Genomic DNA, 21637 nt, shown 5'->3' with positions numbered 1-21637 from the left:
ACTGAATTTATTCGAATACATGTTCGAATCACGTTGTGATGGGTTAGGTCCGGGAGGTGCGCATGGGCATGTTCAGCGAATCTGTTGACGTGGCGTGTGCCCCCACAGGTGAGCCGGAATCATTGGTATGGGCAGGTGTGTCCTATACCGTCTGCGCAGAACCCGTCCGCTGGTACGAACGCCGGCAGTGGTGGGCTGAGGACAGCAGGGCTCCCCTGGGCAGCGGGCCCGGAGTGGTGGACCACGAAATCTGGCGGGTCCAGGTGCTGCCCGCCCGGGGTGCCGCCCGTTCCGCCGCGGCACAGGAACCGCCCGGGGCAGAAGTCCTGACCCTTGACCTTTCCCGCCATCTCCGCAGCAACCGGTGGCGGCTGGTGCGGATCCATGACGCCCTTCACCCCAAGACTGCCTGACCCGGAACACCATGAGCTTTACCCACCTGCACGTTTCCACGGCATTCAGCGCCCATTACGGAGTTTCCTGGCCGGAGGAACTGGCCATGGCTGCCGCTGCCGATGGCGCCACGGCCCTCGCCTGCACCGACCGGGACGGCCTGTACGGCACCATCAAGCACCTCAAAGCCTGTATGGCGGCGGGCATCGACCCCATCGTAGGCGTGGACCTGGCGGTATTTGACGACGACGGCGATCACCGCACCCAGGTAGCAGGCAGGGTGGTGGTGCTGGCCAGGGGGCAGAACAACGGTGCCGGGTACCGCGCCTTGTGCCGGCTGGTTTCCGATGCGCACGCGAGGACCTCCGGGAAAGCCGGGGGAGCGGTACCCACCGCGGTGACCCGTGCCGAGCTGGCCTCCCGCACCCTCGACCCCCACACCCTCAAACCGGTGCTGACGGTGCTGATCGGCCCGGACTCGGACGTCGGCCGGGCCATGGGAGGCCGGCGCTACCTGCGTCCCAGGACCCTGTTCAAGCAATGGCTCGACGCAATGCCCGCCGGAACTGTGGTGGCGGAGATCGTCTCCCAACTCAGTGCGCCGGGCAGTCCTTTCAGCACGGCGCACGCTGTGCGCATGCTACGGCTCGCGGAGGAACACCATGTTCCGGCAGTCCTCACCAACGCCGTCCGGTATTGCGCAGCCGATGGTGCACCGACCGCGGATGTCCTTGACTCCGCGCGGACTTTGAAGTCCCTCCCCGAACTGGCAGGGGAGCCACTCCTGCAACCCACGGGCCAGGGATGGCTGAAATCAGCGGATCAAATGCTGGGCCTTGGTAAGGAAATCATCTCCGCCGCCGGTTATGGAGCCGCAGACCTCAAGCAGTTGTTGGCGCAGACCGAGGCGCTCGCCGACCTCTGCCGGATCGACCCCGCCACTGATATGGGATGGAAACAGCCAGTGGTGCCGGAAGCTGCCGTCATCGGCATCAACCAGGATCCCCACACGGAGCTCCTCCAGCGCTGCCATGCCGGAATCGGCAGGCGGTTCCCGGGCATCGGCGGTACGGCGGAGCGGGACATGATGGCCCGTTTGGACCATGAACTGGGGATCATCCAGAACCTGGGCTTCTCCTCCTATTTCCTCACTGTTGCGGAGGTCTCCAGGATGATCCAGGACATGGGAGTCCGGGCGGCTGCCAGGGGATCGGGGGCATCAAGCCTGGTCAACTACCTGATAGACGTCAGCCATGTGAACCCCCTCCAGCATGACCTGATCTTTGAACGCTTCCTCTCCAACGACCGCGCCACCCTCCCGGACATTGACATCGACGTCGAAAGTGCAGAGCGCCACAACGTCTACCACAGGATCTTCGAGCGCTTCGGCTCCGAACGCGTAACCCTCATGAGCATGCAGAACGGATACCGGGCCCGTGGTGCAGTCCGCGACGCCGGGCTGGCGCTGGGCATGGACGATGGCGAGGTGGGGGAGATTGCCAAGCAGCTGTGGCGGTTCTCAGCGCGGAAATTCCGTGAAGCCCTGCAGGAAAAACCCGAACTGCGGGAATTTGCCGGAAGGGTGGAGCAGTCCGATGCGCAGGGAAACCAGCAACTTGACCTGCTGGTAGACCTGACCGAACGCCTTGACCGGCTGCCCCGCCACATATCCATGCACCCATGTGGGGTGATCCTGGGCGATGCCACGCTGCTGGACCGCACACCGGTCCAGCCAAGCGGGCTTGGCCTGCCCATGAGCCAGTTCGACAAACATGACATGGACCCCATGGGCATGCTCAAACTCGATGTCCTGGGTGTCCGTATGCAAAGCGCCATGGCATTTGCCGTCCGGGAAATCATCAGGATCCACCCCTCAAAGGAAGAAGTGGTGGAGGCTGGGAACCACCCCATTGGACCTTTTGGTTCGGGGCCGGATTACATTGCCGCCAACGGCCGGATCGACCTGAACGCCGTCCCCCTCGACGACGAAGCCACCTATGAGCTGATCAGGAGCACGCACACCCTTGGCTGCTTCCAGATCGAATCCCCCGGACAGCGTGAATTGATCGGCAAGATGGCGCCACGGGAGTTCAACGACCTCATCATCGACATTTCCCTGTTCCGCCCGGGGCCCATGAAATCGGACATGGTGCGGCCCTTCCTGGAACACCGGCACGGGTTCGCCCCCGAGGTTTACCCGCACCCGGATCTCAAACCAGTGCTGCAGGAGACGCACGGGGTCACGGTTTTCCACGAGCAGATCCTGAAGACCCTGGATGTCATGACCGGGTGCGGGCTGGCCAAAGCCGATGAATTCCGCAGGGCGTTGAGCAACGAGGCCGGTGAAGCCAGGGTGGAAGAGTACTTCCGGCGCCATGCCAAAGCCAAGGGGTATGCCCCTGAAGTGGTGGACAAGGTGTGGGGGACATTGAAGTCTTTTGCCAGTTTCGGTTTTTGCAAGGCCCACGGTGCTGCCTTCGCCGTCCCCACCTACCAGTCCGCCTGGCTGAAGACACACCACCCCGAAGCTTTCCTCGCAGGCTTATGGGAGCACGACCCCGGCATGTATCCCAAACGGCTGCTGGTGGCCGAAGCCCGCCGGCTGGGTATTCCCATCCTTCCCCTGGACATCAACCGAAGCAAAGCCGAATACCGCGTGGAGCGGATCGCGTCAGGCACGGATGCCGGCCGGCTCGGAATCCGGCTCAGCCTGAACGGAATCTACGGTCTGTCTGCTGCAGAACTGAAACGGATCGTCGCCGGCCAGCCTTACGACTCACTGGCGGACCTTCGGGCGCGCTCGCGGCTGAGCAAGCCCAGCATCAGGCGACTTGCGCAACTGGGGGCTTTTGATTCCCTGCACCGGGAAGCCGGAGGCCCTGCCAACCGCGCGGACCTGGTGCACCATCTGCAGCAGCTCCAAACAGCAAAGACAGGAAAGAAAGGCATTGAGGTCCTGGATGGGCAGCTGTCCCTTCCCCTGGGCGACATCGAGCTGCGGAATATCAAACCTGGGCTTCCAGCCCCCACCCTGGTCGAAAATGTCAGGGCGGAACTTGATCTCATGGCAGTGGATGTCAGTACCCACCTGATGGACAGCCACCGGACCCTGCTGGAGAAGCTGGGGGTCACCACGGCAGATAAGCTTCTCAGCCTGCGTAACGGCACCGAAGTGCTGGTGGCGGGGGTTCGGGTTGCCACCCAAACGCCGCCGATGCGCGGCGGAAGGCGGGTGGTGTTCATCAGCATCGACGACGGAACCGGCTGCGTGGATTCGGTGTTCTTCCACGAGGCACAGGAAAGCGCCGGACCGCTTTTGTTTGGTACCCGCCTGATGCTGATCCGTGGAACCACCCGAAGGACCGGTCCCAGGGGCATCAGCATCAGCGCGAGCATGGCGTGGGACCTGAGCCGTACGGAGAGCCTGCCCTTCCCGGAATCCGCCACAGAGCCCACTCCTGTGACCGGCCATGAGGCTGTCGAAGATGGGCCGCATCCGCTGGATGGCATCACCAGGACGCTGGCGATCACCGGGTTCAACGGGTGAGGGCTCTGTCCCAGCCCCCGTGTGCCGCGTTGGTCGCCCCATACCGGAACCGATAGCATTGACGGTGGCTGGCTGTGGTCCCCGTATGCCACAAGCTATGAAGCCTTAACTTTGAATAGGAGACACCCGTGTCAGATGCCCAGCAGATCACCCTTCTCGTCGATGGCGAAGAGACCAAGGTGACTTCCGGGACAACCGGTGCGGAACTCTTCTTTGAGCGCCGTGATGTTGTTGTGGCCCGCGTCAACGGCGAGCTGAAGGACCTTGACCAGGAACTGCCCGAAGGCGCCGAGGTGGAGGGCGTCACCATTGATTCGCCCGACGGCCTGAACGTCCTGCGCCACTCCACAGCCCACGTAATGGCGCAGGCAGTGCAGCAGCTGCGTCCCGACGCCAAGCTCGGCATCGGCCCTTATATCACCGACGGCTTCTACTTCGACTTCGACGTCGCCGAGCCTTTCACCCCCGAGGATCTCAAGACCCTCGAAAAGATGATGCTGAAAATCGTCAACCAGAACCAGAAGTTCGTCCGGCGCGTGGTCAGCGAGGAAGAGGCCCGCGAAGCCATGAAGAACGAGCCCTACAAGCTCGAACTCCTGGGCAAGAAGAACGAGGCCGCCGAAGCCGGGGAGGGCGTGAACGTCGAGGTCGGCGCCGGCGACATCACCATCTACGACAACGTCGAGCGCAAGGAAGGCACCACGGTGTGGTGCGACCTCTGCCGTGGCCCGCACCTGCCCAACACCAAGCTCATCTCAAACGCCTTTGCCCTGACCCGTTCGTCGTCTGCCTACTGGCTGGGCAACCAGAAGAACCAGCAGCTCCAGCGCATCTACGGCACCGCGTGGCCCACCAAGGACGCCCTGAAGGCGTACCAGGAGCGCATCGCAGAGGCGGAGCGCCGCGACCACCGCAAGCTCGGCTCCGAACTGGACCTGTTCTCCTTCCCTGACGAACTCGGATCCGGCCTTCCCGTCTTCCACCCCAAGGGCGGGATCATCCGCAAGGAGATGGAGGATTACTCGCGCCAGCGCCACGTCGAAGCCGGCTACGAGTTCGTCTACACCCCGCACATCACCAAGGGACACCTGTACGAGGTCTCGGGCCACCTGGACTGGTACAGGGACGGCATGTTCCCCCCGATGCACGTGGACCCTGAACTCAACGAGGACGGCACCGTCCGCAAGCCCGGGCAGGACTACTACCTGAAGCCGATGAACTGCCCCATGCACAACCTCATCTTCCGTTCCCGCGGCCGGTCCTACCGCGAACTGCCCCTGCGGCTGTTCGAATTCGGTTCGGTGTACCGGTACGAGAAGTCCGGCGTGGTGCACGGCCTCACCCGTGTCCGGGGCATGACACAGGACGACGCCCACATCTACTGCACCCGCGGGCAGATGAAGGACGAGCTCACCAAGACCCTGACCTTCGTCCTGGACCTGCTCAAGGACTACGGGCTTAACGACTTCTACCTGGAGCTGTCCACCAAGGACCCCGAGAAGTACGTCGGCGACGACGCCACCTGGGAGGAAGCCACCGCCACCCTCGCCGGAGTGGCCCAGGAGTCCGGGCTGGAGCTGGTGCCCGATCCGGGCGGAGCCGCCTTCTACGGTCCCAAGATTTCCGTGCAGGCCAAGGATGCCCTGGGCCGCACCTGGCAGATGTCCACCATCCAGCTGGACTTCAACCTGCCCGAGCGCTTCGAACTCGAGTACCAGGCCGCCGATGGCAGCCGCCAGCGCCCGGTGATGATCCACCGTGCACTTTTCGGATCGGTGGAACGCTTCATGGGCGTCCTCACCGAGCACTACGCCGGGGCCTTCCCCGCGTGGCTGGCCCCGGTCCAGGTCGTGGGCATCCCCGTGGCGGAGGCGTTCAACGACTACATGTTCGACGTCGTAGGCCAGCTCAAGGCGGCGGGTATCCGTGCCGAGGTGGACACCACCTCGGACCGCTTTCCCAAGAAGATCCGCACCGCCAGCAAGGACAAGATCCCGTTCGTTCTCATCGCCGGCGGGGACGACGCCGAGGCGGGCGCTGTGTCATTCCGCTTCCGCGACGGAAGCCAGGACAACGGTGTGCCCGTCGCGGAAGCGGTCAAGCGGATCACCGAAGCCGTCCGCAACCGGACCAGCTAGCCGAACGGAAGCAGCACAGTGCAGGAGAACACAGGCGCAGGATATCCGGGCGATGCCGGCGTTACCGACGACTTTGCCCTCGCCGGTGTCCCGGACGCCTTCCAGCGCCTGTGGACTCCGCACCGCATGGCCTACATTAAGGGCGGCCAGCACCAGTTCAAGAATGAGGACGACTGCCCGTTCTGTGTCGGCCCCGCCCGCACTGACGAGGAAGCGTTGATTGTCTACCGCGGCCGGACCTGCTACGTGGTGCTGAACCTGTTCCCCTATAACCCGGGCCACCTTCTGGTTTGCCCCTATCGGCACATCCCGGATTACACAGACCTCACGGTCGAGGAAACAGCTGAGTTCAGCGAACTCACCCAGACTGCCATGCGGGTCCTCCGAAAGGTCTCCAATCCCGGCGGCTTTAACCTTGGCATGAACCAGGGTGTGGTTGGGGGTGCGGGAATCTCCGCACACCTGCACCAGCACATTGTGCCGCGCTGGGGCGGGGACGGGAACTTCTTCCCCATCATTGCGCAGACCAAAGCCATTACCCAGACCCTTGACGAGGTCCGGCAGCAAGTGGCTGATGCCTGGCCCGGGGAGTCGGATGCTGAATAGGCATGCCCGCGGTTTCTTCACCGCGCTGTTCACCCCGCTGGCCCGCTGGCTCCTGAAAATCGGCGTGTCCCCGGACACGGTAACCATTCTCGGAACCGCAGGAGTTGCCGCCGGAGCCCTGGTTTTCTACCCGCTGGGCCAGCTTTTCTGGGGGACAGTCTTCATCACCGCCTTCATCTTTTCCGATGTCCTGGACGGCATCATGGCCAGGATGCAGGACGTCAAGAGCCGCTGGGGAAACTTCCTCGACTCCACCCTTGACCGCATCGCCGACGGCGCCCTCTTTGCCGGGGTGTCCGTCTGGTTCTTCACCGGTGGCAACAATGGGGCCATCGCCGTCTGCGCCCTGCTGTGCCTGGTGCTGGGCATGGTTGTCTCATACGCCCGTGCCAAGGCAGAGTCGCTGGGGTTCACCGCCAACGTCGGCATCGCAGAACGGGCCGAACGCCTGGTTTCGGTGCTGGTGGTTACCGGCCTTACCGGACTGGGCCTGCCGGCTGTGGTGCTCCTGGCTACCCTGGTCCTCCTGGCGGCAGCGAGCCTCGTCACCGTGGTGCAGCGCGTACTGTCGGTGCGCCGGCAGGCCCTGGCGGAGCCGACGCCCGCTGATTAAGCATGATTAAGCCTGCCGTGCGGCGGGGGACTAGTATATAAGTGCCCGGTCAAGCGACCCGGCAACCCGTGCGTGCACTTCCGGCAGCTGCCGCCGCATGCCCGGCGAAGATCATCTGTCTACCCATAGGGGTTTTTGTGTCTACACCTGATGTAAGCAACGAGGCCGGTTCGTCCGCGAGCAGCGTCACGGGCAGCAGCCGCGTGAAGCGTGGCATGGCCGAGATGCTCAAGGGCGGCGTCATCATGGACGTCGTCAACGTCGAGCAGGCCCGCATCGCCGAAGACGCCGGTGCCGTGGCAGTCATGGCGCTGGAGCGTGTTCCGGCCGATATCCGCGCCCAGGGCGGCGTGTCCCGCATGTCCGATCCCGACATGATCGACCAGATCATTGACGCCGTGTCCATCCCGGTGATGGCCAAGGCCCGCATCGGCCACTTCGTCGAGGCCCAGGTCCTGCAGTCCCTGGGTGTCGACTACATCGACGAGTCCGAGGTCCTGACCCCGGCCGACTACGTCAACCACATCGACAAGTGGAACTTCAAGGTTCCCTTCGTCTGCGGTGCCACCAACCTCGGTGAGGCCCTGCGCCGCATCAACGAGGGCGCGGCCATGATCCGCTCCAAGGGCGAAGCGGGCACCGGCGACGTCTCCAACGCCACCGGCCACATGCGCAAGATCCGCTCGGAGATCGCCCGGCTGTCCTCCCTGCCCGAGGACGAGCTGTACGTCGCCGCCAAGGAACTGCAGGCCCCGTACGAACTGGTCAAGGAAGTCGCCGCTGCCGGCAAGCTGCCCGTTGTCCTGTTCACCGCCGGCGGCATCGCCACCCCCGCTGACGCTGCCATGATGATGCAGCTCGGCGCCGACGGCGTGTTCGTCGGCTCCGGCATCTTCAAGTCCGGCAACCCCGCCCAGCGCGCCGCCGCCGTTGTGAAGGCCACTACCTTCTTCGACGACCCCGACGTCATCGCCAAGGCCTCCCGCGGGCTCGGCGAAGCCATGGTGGGCATCAACGTCGACGAAATCCCCCAGCCGCACCGCCTCGCAGAACGCGGCTGGTAATTCCCTCCTCGCCCAAGTAATGACGACGCCGGCTCCTCACCTCTTTTGGTGGGGGCCGGCGTCGTTCTTTTAAGCAGTAGTGGCTATTCCAGGCCGCGGCGCTTCAGCAGCGGGTCCAGGCGCGCTTCGCGGCCCCTCAGGATCCGGAAGGATTCCAGCGGGTCCCGGCTGTTGCCGCGGCTGAGCAGTTCCTGCCGGAAGCGTTCGCCGTTGGTTCTGGCCAGGCCGCCGTTTTCCGTGAACCAGTCAACCGTTTCGGCATCCAGCACCTCGCTCCAGATGTAGGAGTAGTAGCCCGCCGCGTATCCGGCGCCGGAGAAGATGTGCTGGAAGTAGCCCGTCCGGTAGCGGGGCGGGATCAGTGGGTGCGAGATCCCCGCCGCAGCCAGGGCCTTCGCCTCAAACTCCAGCGCATCATCCGGAACATTGCCTGGTTCCAGCGTGTGCCACGCCAGGTCCAGGAGGGCCGCGCCCAGGTACTCGGTGGTGGCAAACCCTTCGCCCCAAAGCCGGGATTCCTCCAGCCGGTCCACCACGTCCTGCGGCAGCGGTTCGCCGGTGACGTGGTGCCGGGCATAGTTGTACAACACCTCCGGCCACATGATCCACATTTCGTTGACCTGGGAGGGGTACTCCACGAAGTCCCGCGGCACGGAGGTGCCGGAGAACCGGGGGTAGGTGACGTTGGAAAACAGGCCATGCAGCGCATGGCCGAACTCGTGGAACAGGGTCCGCAGCTCATCCAGGGTGAGGAGTGTCGGTTCGCCTGCCGGCGGCTTGGAAATGTTGAGCGTATTGGTCACCACGGGCCGGGTGCCCAGCAGCCCCGACTGGTCCACGAGCGAGTTCATCCACGCTCCGCCGCGCTTGGATTCACGCGAGTAGTAGTCGCCGAGGAAGAGCCCCAGCCCGGTTCCGTCCCCATCCCGGACTTCCCAGATCCGGACATCCGGGTGGTAGGCCTTGAGGTCGGGCCGCTCGTGGAAAGTGATCCCGTACAGCGCGGTGGCGGCAAAGAACACTCCATCCGTGATGACCCGGTCCAGCTCGAAGTACGGACGCAGTGCCTGTTCATTAACGTCGTATTTTTCGCGCCGCACCTTTGCCGAATAGTAGGCCCAATCCCAGGCTTCCAGTGGATGCCCTGCGACGTCCGCAAGGGCCGCGGCCTCGGCGTCGGCATTGCGGACAGCCGCCGGCGCCATCCGGCCCAGCATCGTTTGCACTGCCTCGAAATCCGGCGCCGTCTGTCGGTCGGCCACAAGTTCGGCGTAGTTCGCGAAACCCAGCAGTTGGGCCTTTTCGGCCCGCAACCCGGCCATGTCCCTGGCGAGATCCAGGACATCCAGGTGTCCGCCTCCACTGCCCCTTCCCACGGATGCCTCGAACAGGCGACGGCGGACGTCCCGGTTCTCGAGCGAGGCCAGGGCAGGCTGGTTGCCGGGCTGGATCAGCGTGATCAAGTACTTGCCCCCGTGCCCGGCGGCGCGGGCTGCCTCAGCGGCACTGGCGACGTCGTCAGCCGGCAGGCCCGCGAGTTCGGCGGCATCCTCCACCAGCAGCGCCGCGGATTTCATCCCCTTCTTGACCCGCTGGCCGAACTCCGTGCCCAGCCGGGCCAAGTCCGCGTTGATGGCCCGCAGCCGCTCCTGGCCCGGTGCATCGAGCTGGATCCCGGATTGGCGGAACTCCTTGAGGTACTCCTCCACCAGCCGGGCCGACTCAGCCTCCAGGTTGACAGTATCGATGGCGGCGAAGCGCTCGTACAGCGCCCTATTGAGGTACACCTCGTCCTGGTGGGCCGAGAAGCGCGGCGAAAGCCCGGTCTCAAGTTCCCGGATCTCCGCAGAGGCGTCCGCTGACACCAGTGTAAAAAACGCTGCGGCTGCCCTGTTGAGGAGCTGCCCGGAGCGTTCCATGGCCAGGGCCGTATTGTCGAAGGTTGCCGGCTGGGAGTTGCCGGTGATGGCCAGGATCTCGGCCAGGTGTGCTGCCAATCCTTCTTCAATGGCGGCGCCGTACATGTCTGCGCTAAGGGCCTCGAAAGGAGGGAGGCCGTAGGGCAGGGGACTGGCGGCCAGGAGCGGGTTGGTCATGGGCTAAACCTTTCACAGCGGGACGCGCTTCTCAATCACATCCACGTGGGCGTGTGCTCCCAGCGGGCATACCTACAATGGCCGCTAGGGGTCCGGTCCGGACCGCATTCTGTGCGTCCTGCAGGCAGGCGCACGGGATTGGCAGTGATGAAGGGACCTTTGCTCAATGGGCAACCATGGAACGACGCCGGCAGCTGCCTTCCTGGGTATCCCACTCCGATGGATCGGTCCGGGCGCAATAACAGCCGTCGTGGCCGCTTACGCCATTTTCTGGTACCTGGCGCGGCCGGTGGCCGAGCCGCTGCCCAGGCATGTGGGCCAGCTCTTCGGCGGTGAATCCGTACTGCTGTATTCCGTCGCCCTGGTCCTGGTCAGTACCCTCCCGCACGTTGAGCCGGTGTTCGGCGGGATTGACCACGCTGCCATCTGGCACCGCCGGGCGGCCATGACGGCCACTGTCCTGTTGCTGCCGCACATAGAGCTCGCGTCCAACCCGGAGGCAACAAGCGTGGGAAAGACGCTGGCGGTGGTGGCCATTTCCGGCCTGGCCGCCCTGGTGGTGTGGGCGGTGCTGCCGCGTTGGCGGACCATGCTGCCCGCCCCGGCAAGGCGTCTGGTTGTAGCGGCGCTGCAGGCACAAGGTGTCCGCCTGGTGGTACGGCTGCTGGGGGGCTATGAACGCTGGCGCGGCTTCCACCGCCTCACAGGGCTGTTCGTTGCTGCCGGCTTCCTGCACGGATTGTTCGATGCCAGCGCGTTTGAGGCGGCGCCGGGCCTGCGGTGGAGTTACGTGGCAATCGGCGGAACCGGGTTGGCGTTCTACGTATACCGGGAGCTGCTGGCGAGGCGGTTCCTGCCCCATCATGACTACCAGGTTGCCGGTGTCCGCCCGGTTGCCGCGGACCTGGTGGAAGTGGCGCTCCGGCCATTGGGCCGCCCGCTGGAGTTCAAACCCGGGCAGTTCGCCATGGTCTACCTTGAAACGGCGGACGGCTGGCAGCGGCACCCTTTTTCAATCTCGGGTCCCGCACCGGAAGGTGGTATCAGCATCACGGTGAAAGCGCTGGGCGACCACACCTCGCGGCTTCCCGACGTTGTCCAGGCGGGAATGCCTGCTGTGGTGGGCGGCCCCTACGGCCGCTTTGACCGGCACAAGGGCACTGCCCACCAGGTCTGGATCGCCGGCGGCGTGGGGATCACGCCCTTCCTCAGCTGGGTCCGGTCGCTGGAAGCAGCGGGCGGGGACCTGCCTGAGGAGGTGCACTTCTTCGTCACGTCGGCCGGCCCTTCGCCGTTTGCCGAAGAGATCCTCGCCATCGCCAGGAACCACCCGAGGCTCCACATCCATGTGGTTGACACCGAAACGGACGGGCGGCTGACTCCGCAAGCGGTCATTGCGGCGGTGGACACGGAACCACGGATGCTGTCCGTCTTCATGGGAGGACCCGATGCCATGCTGCGGCAGTTCCGCAGGGCATTCCGGGCAGCGGGTGTCCGCCGGGCCAATATCCACCGGGAGTACTTCCAGTGGCGGTGATCCAGGTGGTCGCAGCCTAGCGGGGCCGGCGGCCGGCGTGCTCCCTCGCCAGGGCCGCATAGGTGTCGTCAGGGCTGCCGGGGGAGAAGCTGCCGAATTTGCGCTCCGCGGCGGTGCGGATGAGGAAGTCGGCGATGGCCGGGTTCTTGGGAAGCAGCGAACCGTGCAGGTAGCTGGCCACGATGTTGCGGTACCGCGCCCCTTCCTGGCCGTCGTTGCTGTTGTTCCCGGTCCCCTTGGCCACGGTTCCCAGCGGGCGCACGCCGCTGCCCAGCGTGGTCTGCCCGCTGTGGTTTTCGTAGCCGAGCACCTCGCCGAATTCGGTGGTTGAGACCTTGACGTTCCCGATCAGGCGCTCATCCGTGCCGTGCGTTTCCACGTCCAGGACGCTGATGCCCGGAATGACGGCGCCGGTGCGTGTCTTGAAGAACCTGCCAAAAAGCTGGTACAGGCCGCAGATGACCAGCATGGGTGTGCCGTCCTCGGCCAATTCCTTCAGCCGGCCGGCCCTGGCCTGCAGGTCGTCCTGGATGACCAGCTGCCCGCTGTCCTGCCCGCCGCCGCCGACGATGATGTCCACGTCCTCGGGGAAGGGGTCGCCCACGTTGTACTCGAGCAGTTCGGGCGTGTATCCGTGCCAGGCGATGCGGCGCTGGAGGACCAGGGCATTGCCCCAGTCCCCATAGATGTTCATGTCCCGCGGGTACAACTGGACCACGCGGAGGGTGCCCTTGGACAGGTTGCCGGTTTCCGCTGCTTCTGCCGTACTCATGAGACAACCTCCACGGTGGTGACTTTGGACAGCTCGCGGCGGATGGCGAGCATGGCGGTGTAGGTGCAGAAGATCCGCTTGGGTTTGCCCTGGCCTTCCCGGATGAAGGCGGCAAGGGCGGCTGGAATGTCGGTGTCCACGGCGCCCACCGGGACTTCGTCGTACTGCAGGCGCAGTGCCATGTCGTAGGCGCGCGACCCCGTCAGCAGGTCCACCCCGCCTTCGCGAAGCGAATCGAATTCCACATCCCACAGCCAGGACATGTCCCGGCCGTCGGCGTAGTTGTCGTTGATCGCGATCATGGTGGCGTAGCCGCTTGCGGGGAAGGACTTCAGCCCCAGCCGGAAGCCGCTGGGGTTCTTGACCAGTACCAGGTCCAGGGGCTGGCCGCCGACGGTGAGGCTTTCCCCGCGGCCGAAGGCGGGCGCCACCTGGGACAGCGCCTGCAGCAGGGTTTCGTGGTTCGCCGTGGCGGCGCCGCCGCCGCAAATGCTGCGGGCAAGGGTGAGGGCCGCGGCCGCATTGAAGATGTTGTACACGCCGCGCAGCTTCATCGCCGTGGTGACCGTACCGCCGTCGTACTCAAATTCGGCGCTGTCCGCGCCCACCCTGCGGAGCACGACGTCGGCCTGCGGCTTTGCGGGCAGGGCCGCCGGGGCGGGGCTGCCCGGAGCGGCGCGCATGTCATCGTCGTTGGGGAAGGTGCCCAGCAGGGAATCGTCAAGGCCGAAGTACTTGACGTCCTGGCCGGTCAGCGTATCCGCGATCCTGGCAACCCGCGGGTCCTCGCGGTTCAGGACCACCGTTCCCGTGGTCTTGGCGGCGATGTGCTGCAGGAGTTGTGCGGTCTTGTCGATCTCGCCAAAACGGTCCAGCTGGTCGCGAAGCACATTGAGCAGCAGGCAATAGCGGGGCGGGACACTGTTGACGAAATGCACGGCGTGGGCCTCGTCAAGTTCCAGGACCGCAATGTCTGCGTCCAGCCTGCCGCGCCAGTCGACCTCGCCGAGGAGGGCTGCGGCCACACCCCTGGTGAAGTTGCTGCCCGTCCGGTTGGTGAACACCTTCAGGCCCTGGCTTTCCAGCAGTTCAACCACCATTTTGGTGGTGGTGGTCTTGCCGTTGGTACCGCTGACCACTGCCACGCCGTGGGGCAGGGTGGTGAGTGTCCGGCGCATGAAGCCGGGGTCGATTTTCTCCACCACCAGGCCTGGAAGTGCGGAGCCGCCGCCGCGCAGCCGGGATACCCTGCGGACCAGCTTGCCGAGCGGAACAGTGAAGAAGACCATGTTCCGAATATATCCCAGCAGCGGCATGCAACCCTTTACGGCGGCCTCCTGCCGGCAGCAGCCGGAGTGCCGGGACCGTATGCTGGAAGGATGACAAACCCCCCTTCTGCTGATCCTGCGCGCGTGGGCTCGGGCCTGCGGATTGGCGTCCTGGCCCTCCAGGGAGACTTCCGCGAGCACCTGCGCGCCGCGGAAGCCACCGGCGCACAGGGCATCGCTGTCCGCCGGCCGGCTGAGCTGGATGGCCTGGACGGCCTCATCATTCCCGGCGGCGAATCCACCACCATCGACAAACTGGCGCGCGCCTTCGACCTCGCCGACCCCCTGCGCAAATACATTGCCGAGGGCCTTCCCGTCTATGGCTCCTGCGCGGGAATGATCCTGCTCGCGGCGGACATCGCCGATCCCGCCACGGACCTTTCCGGGGCCCCGCAGCAGACCTTTGGGGGCCTGGACATCACCGTCCGCCGCAACGCTTTTGGCCGGCAGCGGGAGTCCTTCGAAACGGATCTGGACTTTAAGGGACTGGACTTCAGCGCCACCGCATCGGGTGTGGAACCCGTGCACGCCGTCTTCATCCGCGGCCCCTGGGTGGAGCGGGCCGGGCCGGGCGTGGAGGTCCTGGCCCAGGTGGAACCGGCGGACCCCGGACAGGCGTCGCACGCCGTATCGCTGCCCGGGGCGGCTAGAATTGTCGCAGTGCGTTCCGGCCAGCTGCTGGCCACCTCCTTCCATCCGGAAGTGACCGGCGAAAAACGCGTACATGAACTTTTTATCCGAATGATCAGAGGAGAAGCGTAAAGCCATGTCAGGCCACTCCAAATGGGCAACGACCAAGCACAAAAAGGCGATCATTGACAGCCGCCGCGCCAAGTCGTTCGCCAAGCTGATCAAGAACATCGAAGTTGCCGCCCGCATGGGCGGACCGGACCTCGCCGGCAACCCCGGCCTGGAACTTGCCGTGACCAAGGCCAAGAAGACCTCGGTGCCCAACGACAACATTGACCGCGCCATCAAGCGCGGTGCCGGCCTGACCGGCGAAGTGGTGGACTACACCGAAATCATGTACGAGGCCCGGGGCCCCCAGGGCTCTGCCCTGCTGATTGAGTGCCTCACCGACAACAAGAACCGGGCGGCCTCCGAAGTCCGCCTGGCCATCTCCCGCAACGGCGGAACCATCGCCGACCCCGGCTCGGTCAGCTACCTCTTCACCCGCAAGGGCGTGGTGAACCTCCCCAAGAACGGCCTGAGCGAGGACGACGTCCTGATGGCCGTCCTGGATGCGGGCGCGGAGGAAGTCAAGGACAACGGCGAGACCTTCGAGATCCACTCGGAACCGGGTGACCTCCCGGCCATCCGTGAAGCGCTGGCGGAGGCCGGCATTGAATACGACACGGATGAAGTTGAGTTCGTTCCCTCCATGCAGGTGGAACTGGATGTCGACGGCGCCCGGAAGTTCCTGAAGCTGGCAGACGCGCTGGAGGAACTCGACGACGTGCAGAATGTCTACAGCAACGCCGACCTCAGCGACGAAGTCCAGGCCGCCCTGGAATCAGAGTGACGTCCGGCCTTGTCAGCTAGACCACCACGCGAGGCCCGCCCCGGTCTGCCGGCCGCGGCGGGCCGGAAGTGACGCTCCGCGTCCTTGGCGTTGACCCCGGACTCACCCGGTGCGGGATCGGCGTGGTGGATGTTGAACGCAACCGCCGGGCCAGCATGGTGGCGGTAGGCGTGGTGGGCACCTCCCCGGACGAAACCCTTGACCGGCGCCTGTTGGTGATTGCCACGGCCATCGACGAGTGGCTGGACCGTTACGAACCGGAGGTCCTCGCCGTCGAACGTGTCTTCTCGCAGCTCAACGTCAGCACGGTGATGGGTGTGGCCCAGGCGTCCGGGGTGGTGATCGCGGCGGCGGCCCGCCGGGGCATACCGGTGGCTCTGCATACGCCGTCCGAAGTCAAAGCGGCGGTGACCGGGAGCGGAACCTCGAACAAGGATGCCGTGACCAAGCTGGTGACCAAGATCCTCCGCCTTGACGCCCCGCCACGGCCGGCTGACGCTGCCGATGCGCTGGCACTGGCCATCACCCACGCGTGGCGGGCCGGGAGCGGGGCCGCGGTGGCCACTACCGGTCCCGGCAGTTCGGCCCTGACGCAGGCCCAGCGGGCTTGGGCGGAAGCAGAGGCAAAAGCGCGCCGTGCACGGTGATTGTCCCTGCCGCTTGCTAGGGTATTCGTAGATATGTTCGGATAGCCGGGTTCTCAGTTACGAGGCCGGCGGTACAACGGGAGCCCGGCTTTGATCAGTTTCCTCCGCGGAACCGTAGCGCACGTAGGCCTGTCCACGGCCGTGATAGACCTCAACGGTGCCGGGATGAGCGTCAACGCCACACCGCAGACGCTCAGCCGGCTGCGCGTGGGCGACGAGGGCCAGCTGTTCACGTCCTTGATTGTCCGGGAGGACTCGCTGACGCTCTTCGGCTTCTATTCCGACGACGAACGCGAAGTTTTCGACGTCCTGCTCAGTGTCAGCGGGGTGGGCCCCCGGCTGGCCCTCGCAGTGCTGGCCGTCCACGATCCCGAGGCAGTCCGGGTGGCGGCGCATACCGGGGACAGCAAGACCTTCACCAAGGTTCCCGGAATCGGACCCAAGGTGGCGGGGCGGATCGTGCTGGAGCTGGCCGGAAAGCTCGTCCCGCACGGAACCCCTGCAGCCGCGGGTGCGGCCACCCCGGCCGAAGCCTCCTGGAAGCCCCAGGTGGTGGCCGCCATGACCAGCCTGGGCTGGTCCGAAAAAGACGCCTCTGCAAGCATCGACAAGGCCCTCGCCGATGATCCTGAAGTATCGTTCCGCGGCAACGTGCCGGAAATCCTGCGGACCACGCTTCGGTGGCTGGGACAGGACGGGGCCCGGGCCGGCAACCGCGTAGGCACCCGTGGCTGAACCGTCACTGGTTGCGGCGGGGGAGGAGCCGGAGGAGCGGGCCATCGAGGCGGCCCTGCGGCCCAAGAACCTTGATGACTTCGTAGGCCAGCACCGGGTGCGGAAGCAACTCTCGCTGGTGCTGCAGGCTTCCCGGATGCGTGGACGTACCGCGGACCACGTCCTGTTTTCCGGTCCGCCGGGCCTGGGCAAGACCACACTCGCCATGATTGTGGCCGCGGAAATGAACGCTCCCTTGCGCCTCAGCAGCGGTCCGGCCATCCAGCATGCCGGAGACCTCGCCGCCATCCTGTCCTCGCTGTCAGAGGGCGAGGTCCTGTTCCTCGACGAGATCCACCGCATGTCGCGGCCCGCCGAGGAAATGCTGTACATGGCCATGGAGGACTTCCGCGTCGACATCGTGGTGGGCAAGGGCGCCGGTGCCACCGCCATCCCATTGGAGCTGCCGCCGTTCACCCTGGTGGGTGCCACCACCCGTGCCGGGCTGCTCCCGGGCCCGCTGCGCGACCGGTTCGGCTTCACCGGGCACCTCGAGTTCTACTCCGTAGCGGAGCTCGAACTGGTCCTCCGACGGTCTGCCGGGCTGCTGGACCTCAAGGTCAACTCCGCAGGATTCGCCGAGATCGCCGGCCGTTCCCGGGGCACCCCCCGCATCGCCAACCGTCTCCTGCGCCGGGTCCGCGACTGGGCGCTGGTGCACGGAGTCGAGCAAATCGACGCCAGGACCGCATCCGCCGCCCTCGACATGTATGAAGTGGACAAGAAGGGGCTGGACCGGCTGGACCGCGCCGTCCTCGACGCCCTGATCACCAAGTTCGGCGGCGGTCCCGTGGGACTGTCCACCCTTGCCATCGCGGTGGGTGAGGAAACCGAAACGGTGGAGACGGTGGCGGAGCCTTTCCTGGTCCGCGAAGGCCTGCTGGGACGTACGCCGCGGGGCAGGATTGCCATGGCGCCGGCGTGGACCCACCTGGGGTATGCCATCCCGTCCGGCGTCTTCGCGCAGGAGCAGCTGGACCTGTTCGAGCCCGGCGGGGACCCCGAAGCAGCCGGGGACTGGGCCCCGGAGAGCCAATAGCAGGCTCTGTTCAGCTTTTCCCTTTAGACTGGTATGACGCCCGGCACGCTCGGGTCTTTGTTTCGCGGGTGGCCCTGACGCCCCCGTCGCTTGGGGAAGGACACGTCAGGCGTTCTGCCTGCGGAGCCAACCACCCCGGCCGAAGCGAGGCCGACGTCGCTGGAAAACCAGCAGCACCACGCAAAAGAACGGAATTCCCCTTGGATCCAATGTCAATCCTCCTGTTCGTCATGCTCGGCGTGTTCATCTTCATGATGTTCCGCCGCAACAAGAAGACGCAGCAGCAGCAGGCAGAGCTCCAGTCGAAGTTTGGCCCGGGCGTGGAGGTCATGACCAGCTTTGGCCTTTTCGGCCGGATCGTGGACATCGACGACGCCGACAACAAGGTCACCCTTGAACTTTCCCCCGGCAACCTGGCCACCGTCCACCGCCAGGCGGTCACCAAGGTCGTCGAGCCTGCCGCGGAGGCCGCTGCCGAGGCCGCCGCTGCTTCGCCGGTAGTGCCGGACGACGCATCATCCCTGACCGCCCCGGATGCCGGGAGCACCTCCACAGGTACCGAGACCCCGGACGAAACCCTGAAGCGCCTCAACGACGAGGGCAAGAAGGACAGCTAGGCCCGCTGGCCGCTTCCTCCCTCTACCGCTGCGGATCGCCGCCGGCGCAGGTAACAACCCGCGCCGGCGGTTCTTCCGCGAATAAGAGAAAGATCGACAATGGCACGAACTGGCCGCAAGAAACCAGGGCTCCGCGTCCTGGTCTGGCTTGGCGTACTCCTGGCTGCGCTGACCGCCGTCCTGGCAGGCGGCACCGTCGCGGGGCAGGCCAGCTGGGCCCCCAAACTGGCGCTGGACCTCGAGGGCGGTACCCAGATGATCCTGGCGCCCAAGGTGGAGGGTGGTTCGGACATCAACGAACAGCAGCTCAACCAGGCCGTAGCGATCATCCGGCAGCGCGTTGACGGCTCCGGCGTGTCCGAAGCTGAGATCAGCACCCAGTCCGGGCGCAACGTGGTGGTCAGCCTTCCCGGAACGCCCTCTGCGGAAACCCGGAACCTGATCCAGGCGTCCGCGGACATGAATTTCCGTCCCGTCCTCCTCAACGGAGATGGCGCCGCGGTGCCGCCGGAGCAACAGACACCCGAGGACCAGCTGCCCAAGCCGACGGCCGCTCCGGCCAACAGCAGCGATACCAACTGGATCACTCCCGAGATCTACAAGCAGTTCGAAGCACTTGACTGCAACAGCGCCCCCGAGAAGTCCCAGCGCTCCGATCCCACCAAGCCGCTCGTGACCTGCGAGCCTGCTACTGACAAGTCTCCGGCGATCAAGTACATCCTTGGCCCGGTAGAGGTCAAGGGGACGAACATTGTGACCTCGTCCTTCCAGCTGCAGCAGGGTGCGCAGGGTGCCGTCACAAATGACTGGGCCGTCAACATCCAGTTCGACGCTGACGGCACGGCCAAGTTCAAGGACGTCACCCAGCGCCTGAACCAGTTCTACGTGGCCGCCGGCGGCGAGTCCGGCACCGACCCCAAGTCCCAGTTCGCCATTGTGCTGGACGACCAGGTCATTTCCGCCCCGCGATCGCTGGCTGTGATCACCGACGGGCGTCCGCAAATCACCGGCGGCTTCACCGAGCAGACGGCCAAGGCGCTGTCCGACCAGCTGAAGTTCGGTGCCCTTCCCATCAGCTTCGACATCCAGAGCGAACAGCAGATCTCCGCGACACTGGGTGGTGAACAGTTGCGCATGGGCCTGCTGGCCGGCCTCATCGGGCTCCTGCTCGTGGTGGTCTACTCGCTGTTCCAGTACCGCGCCCTGGGTTTCGTCACCATTGCCTCGCTGGTGGTGGCCGGCGCCCTGACGTACCTGGCCATCGCGATCCTGGGCTGGACGGAGAACTACCGGCTGTCCCTGGCAGGCGTTGCCGGCATCATCGTGGCCATCGGCCAGACGGCCGACTCCTTCATCGTCTACTTTGAGCGCATCCGCGATGAACTGCGCGAAGGGCGCGGCCTGGTGTCCGCCGTCGAAAACGGCTGGAAGCGCGCCAAACGGACGGTTCTTGCCTCCAAGGCCGTCAACCTCCTGGCCGCCCTGGTCCTGTACTTCGTGGCCGTGGGCAACGTCCGCGGCTTTGCGTTCACGCTGGGCCTGACGGCCATCGCCGACCTCATCGTGGTGTTCATGTTCACCCACCCCACGCTGCAGCTGCTGGCCCGAACCCGCTTCTTCGGTGAAGGCCACAAGTTCTCCGGCCTGGACCCCGAACGGCTGGGCGCCGTACCGCTGTACCGCGGCGCAGGGCGTGTCCGTACTCCCGAAGACAGGCCTGTGGTGGTCCGGACCAAGAACACCGGTGCGGCGGCCGAAGCCGAGCGCCGCATGACCATCGCCGAACGGCGCCTGGCTGAGAAGCAGGAACAGCTTGCCGGCTCCTCCAAGACGTCCGCGAAGGAGGACAAGTAATGTCAGGCTTCGCCACATTCGGCAACGAGCTCTACACCGGAAAGCGTTCCTACGACTTCGTAGGGGCCAAGAAGATCTGGTTCATCATCGCCCTGGTTGGAGTGGCGTTGTCCATCATTGTCCCGGTGGCCAAGGGTGGCTTCAACCTCGGTATCGAGTTCCGCGGAGGCTCGGAATTCACGGTATCGAACGTCAAGACCACGGACGCCACAATCGGCGAGAAAGCCGTGACCGATGTTGTGGCCGGCAGTGTTCCCCGCGTGGCCAACGTCGCCGGAAACACCATGCGCATCCAGACGGACAAGCTGACCGACGACGAAACCCTCCGGATCAAGCAGGGCCTCACCGGCGCCTACGGGGTGACTGACAACGAGGTAACCTCAACGTTCGTTGGCCCCACCTGGGGCGCCGACGTGACCAAGCAGGCGCTCATTGGCCTGGTGGTTTTTGTCCTCCTCGCGGCGCTGCTCATGGCCCTGTACTTCCGCACCTGGAAGATGTCCCTCTCGGCGCTTGCCGGCATGGCCGTGACCATGTTCATCACGGCTGGCGTTTATGCCCTCAGCGATTTTGAGGTCACGCCGTCAGCCATCATCGGGTTCCTCACGGTTCTCAGCTACTCTCTGTACGACACTGTGGTGGTCTTCGACAAGATCCGGGAAAACACCTCCGGCATTGATGCCTCCACCCGCCGGACATTCGGTGAGGAGGTCAACCTCGCCGTCAACCAGACCCTGGTGCGCTCCATCAACACCATGATGGTGGCAATCCTCCCCGTGGGTGCCATCCTGTTCATCGGCGCCGGGCTCCTCGGCGCCGGAACCCTCCGCGACCTGTCCCTGGCCCTGTTCGTCGGGATCCTGATCGGCACCGCTGCGACAATCTTCGTCGCAGCCCCGCTGTACGCCTGGCTCCGCCAGGGCGAACCGGACCTGGTCAAGCAGGCACGGCGCGTCGAACAACGGCGCGCAGGCGCGGCGGAACGCGCAGTTCCCGCCTCGCCTGCCAAGGCCTGACCCGCCCCCGACGGCGCCGGCTGCTCCCTCCAGGACCGGGCAACGCAGACTCTGCGTTGCCCGGTCCCCGCGTA

Annotated in this window: 18 protein-coding genes; 15 read left to right on the top strand and 3 right to left on the bottom strand. The window is 65.3% G+C overall.

The window, feature by feature from the left end:
* The first annotated feature begins 62 nt into the window (after nt 1-62).
* The 6 genes from NIBR502770_RS08545 (at nt 63) to pdxS (ending at nt 8361) form a co-directional block, all read left to right on the top strand.
* A complete protein-coding gene (locus tag NIBR502770_RS08545) occupies nt 63-413 on the top strand; it encodes a DUF6504 family protein (RefSeq protein WP_141160312.1) in 351 nt (116 codons plus the stop codon).
* An 11-nt stretch (nt 414-424) separates the two neighbouring features.
* Nucleotides 425-3940 (top strand): DNA polymerase III subunit alpha, encoded by a 3516-nt coding sequence (locus NIBR502770_RS08540; protein WP_141181669.1) that lies wholly within the window; start codon nt 425-427, stop codon nt 3938-3940.
* Nucleotides 3941-4068: 128 nt separating this feature from the next.
* Nucleotides 4069-6078 (top strand): threonine--tRNA ligase, encoded by a 2010-nt coding sequence (gene thrS, locus NIBR502770_RS08535; protein WP_141181668.1) that lies wholly within the window; start codon nt 4069-4071, stop codon nt 6076-6078.
* Nucleotides 6079-6096: 18 nt separating this feature from the next.
* Nucleotides 6097-6684, top strand: coding sequence for an HIT domain-containing protein (locus NIBR502770_RS08530; RefSeq protein WP_141181667.1), 588 nt, complete (start codon nt 6097-6099; stop codon nt 6682-6684).
* A complete protein-coding gene (gene pgsA / locus NIBR502770_RS08525) occupies nt 6674-7297 on the top strand; it encodes a phosphatidylinositol phosphate synthase (protein WP_141160316.1) in 624 nt (207 codons plus the stop codon). The genes NIBR502770_RS08530 and pgsA overlap by 11 nt, the downstream gene beginning before the upstream one ends.
* 137 nt (nt 7298-7434) lie before the next feature.
* Nucleotides 7435-8361: a pyridoxal 5'-phosphate synthase lyase subunit PdxS gene (gene pdxS / locus NIBR502770_RS08520; RefSeq protein WP_141181666.1), complete on the top strand. Its 927-nt coding sequence runs from the start codon at nt 7435-7437 to the stop codon at nt 8359-8361.
* 83 nt (nt 8362-8444) lie between these two features.
* Here pdxS and NIBR502770_RS08515 read toward each other — a convergent pair whose 3' ends face one another.
* Nucleotides 8445-10457: a M3 family metallopeptidase gene (locus NIBR502770_RS08515; protein WP_141181665.1), complete on the bottom strand. Its 2013-nt coding sequence runs from the start codon at nt 10455-10457 to the stop codon at nt 8445-8447.
* 166 nt (nt 10458-10623) lie between these two features.
* Between NIBR502770_RS08515 and NIBR502770_RS08510 the strand changes: the two genes are divergently transcribed.
* Nucleotides 10624-11994, top strand: a complete 1371-nt coding sequence (locus NIBR502770_RS08510; RefSeq protein WP_141181664.1) for a hypothetical protein — start codon at nt 10624-10626, stop codon at nt 11992-11994.
* A gap of 16 nt (nt 11995-12010) precedes the next feature.
* On the opposite strand, the gene NIBR502770_RS08505 is transcribed toward NIBR502770_RS08510, so the two are convergent.
* Nucleotides 12011-12766: a type 1 glutamine amidotransferase gene (locus NIBR502770_RS08505; RefSeq protein ID WP_141160320.1), complete on the bottom strand. Its 756-nt coding sequence runs from the start codon at nt 12764-12766 to the stop codon at nt 12011-12013.
* Entirely contained in the window at nt 12763-14055 is a 1293-nt protein-coding gene (locus tag NIBR502770_RS08500; protein WP_210411226.1) for a Mur ligase family protein, read from the bottom strand. The genes NIBR502770_RS08505 and NIBR502770_RS08500 overlap by 4 nt, the downstream gene beginning before the upstream one ends.
* Nucleotides 14056-14145: 90 nt before the next feature.
* Between NIBR502770_RS08500 and pdxT the strand changes: the two genes are divergently transcribed.
* The 8 genes from pdxT (at nt 14146) to secF (ending at nt 21563) form a co-directional block, all read left to right on the top strand.
* Entirely contained in the window at nt 14146-14856 is a 711-nt protein-coding gene (gene pdxT / locus NIBR502770_RS08495; RefSeq protein WP_141181663.1) for a pyridoxal 5'-phosphate synthase glutaminase subunit PdxT, read from the top strand.
* Between the two features lie 4 nt (nt 14857-14860).
* Nucleotides 14861-15616, top strand: coding sequence for a YebC/PmpR family DNA-binding transcriptional regulator (locus NIBR502770_RS08490; RefSeq protein WP_141181662.1), 756 nt, complete (start codon nt 14861-14863; stop codon nt 15614-15616).
* A 68-nt stretch (nt 15617-15684) separates the two neighbouring features.
* Complete coding sequence (gene ruvC / locus NIBR502770_RS08485; RefSeq protein ID WP_141181661.1) at nt 15685-16263, top strand: crossover junction endodeoxyribonuclease RuvC; 579 nt, start codon at nt 15685-15687, stop codon at nt 16261-16263.
* A gap of 90 nt (nt 16264-16353) precedes the next feature.
* The gene (gene ruvA / locus NIBR502770_RS08480) at nt 16354-16998 is read left to right on the top strand and encodes a Holliday junction branch migration protein RuvA (protein WP_141181660.1); all 645 of its coding nucleotides are present in this window, start codon (nt 16354-16356) and stop codon (nt 16996-16998) included.
* Nucleotides 16991-18076: a Holliday junction branch migration DNA helicase RuvB gene (gene ruvB, locus NIBR502770_RS08475; RefSeq protein ID WP_141160326.1), complete on the top strand. Its 1086-nt coding sequence runs from the start codon at nt 16991-16993 to the stop codon at nt 18074-18076. The genes ruvA and ruvB overlap by 8 nt, the downstream gene beginning before the upstream one ends.
* Nucleotides 18077-18285: 209 nt before the next feature.
* Nucleotides 18286-18693 (top strand): preprotein translocase subunit YajC, encoded by a 408-nt coding sequence (yajC, locus tag NIBR502770_RS08470; RefSeq protein ID WP_141181659.1) that lies wholly within the window; start codon nt 18286-18288, stop codon nt 18691-18693.
* Nucleotides 18694-18792: 99 nt separating this feature from the next.
* On the top strand, nt 18793-20547 hold the full coding sequence (gene secD / locus NIBR502770_RS08465; protein WP_141160328.1) for a protein translocase subunit SecD: 1755 nt from the start codon (nt 18793-18795) through the stop codon (nt 20545-20547).
* Nucleotides 20547-21563 carry a protein translocase subunit SecF gene (secF, locus tag NIBR502770_RS08460; RefSeq protein ID WP_141181658.1) on the top strand — a complete coding sequence of 339 codons (1017 nt, stop codon included), beginning with the start codon at nt 20547-20549 and terminating at the stop codon, nt 21561-21563. Before secD ends, secF begins: the two co-directional genes overlap by 1 nt.
* Nucleotides 21564-21637: the final 74 nt, after the last annotated feature.

This window comes from Pseudarthrobacter sp. NIBRBAC000502770, assembly GCF_006517815.1.
GTDB lineage: Bacteria > Actinomycetota > Actinomycetes > Actinomycetales > Micrococcaceae > Arthrobacter > Arthrobacter niigatensis.
Note: the sequence above shows the minus strand (reverse complement) of the source record. Positions and strands in the feature narration are given on the sequence as shown.

Excerpts from the sequence above, each read along its gene's own strand:
- NIBR502770_RS08510 (WP_141181664.1), top strand. The coding sequence starts at position 10,624 with ATGGGCAACCATGGAACGACGCCGGCAGCTGCCTTCCTGGGTATCCCA.
- yajC (WP_141181659.1), top strand. The coding sequence starts at position 18,286 with ATGTCAATCCTCCTGTTCGTCATGCTCGGCGTGTTCATCTTCATGATG.
- NIBR502770_RS08500 (WP_210411226.1), bottom strand. The coding sequence starts at position 14,055 with ATGGTCTTCTTCACTGTTCCGCTCGGCAAGCTGGTCCGCAGGGTATCC.
- NIBR502770_RS08545 (WP_141160312.1), top strand. The coding sequence starts at position 63 with ATGGGCATGTTCAGCGAATCTGTTGACGTGGCGTGTGCCCCCACAGGT.
- NIBR502770_RS08490 (WP_141181662.1), top strand. The coding sequence starts at position 14,861 with ATGTCAGGCCACTCCAAATGGGCAACGACCAAGCACAAAAAGGCGATC.
- NIBR502770_RS08505 (WP_141160320.1), bottom strand. The coding sequence starts at position 12,766 with ATGAGTACGGCAGAAGCAGCGGAAACCGGCAACCTGTCCAAGGGCACC.
- pgsA (WP_141160316.1), top strand. The coding sequence starts at position 6,674 with ATGCTGAATAGGCATGCCCGCGGTTTCTTCACCGCGCTGTTCACCCCG.
- secF (WP_141181658.1), top strand. The coding sequence starts at position 20,547 with ATGTCAGGCTTCGCCACATTCGGCAACGAGCTCTACACCGGAAAGCGT.
- pdxT (WP_141181663.1), top strand. The coding sequence starts at position 14,146 with ATGACAAACCCCCCTTCTGCTGATCCTGCGCGCGTGGGCTCGGGCCTG.
- NIBR502770_RS08540 (WP_141181669.1), top strand. The coding sequence starts at position 425 with ATGAGCTTTACCCACCTGCACGTTTCCACGGCATTCAGCGCCCATTAC.
- secD (WP_141160328.1), top strand. The coding sequence starts at position 18,793 with ATGGCACGAACTGGCCGCAAGAAACCAGGGCTCCGCGTCCTGGTCTGG.
- NIBR502770_RS08515 (WP_141181665.1), bottom strand. The coding sequence starts at position 10,457 with ATGACCAACCCGCTCCTGGCCGCCAGTCCCCTGCCCTACGGCCTCCCT.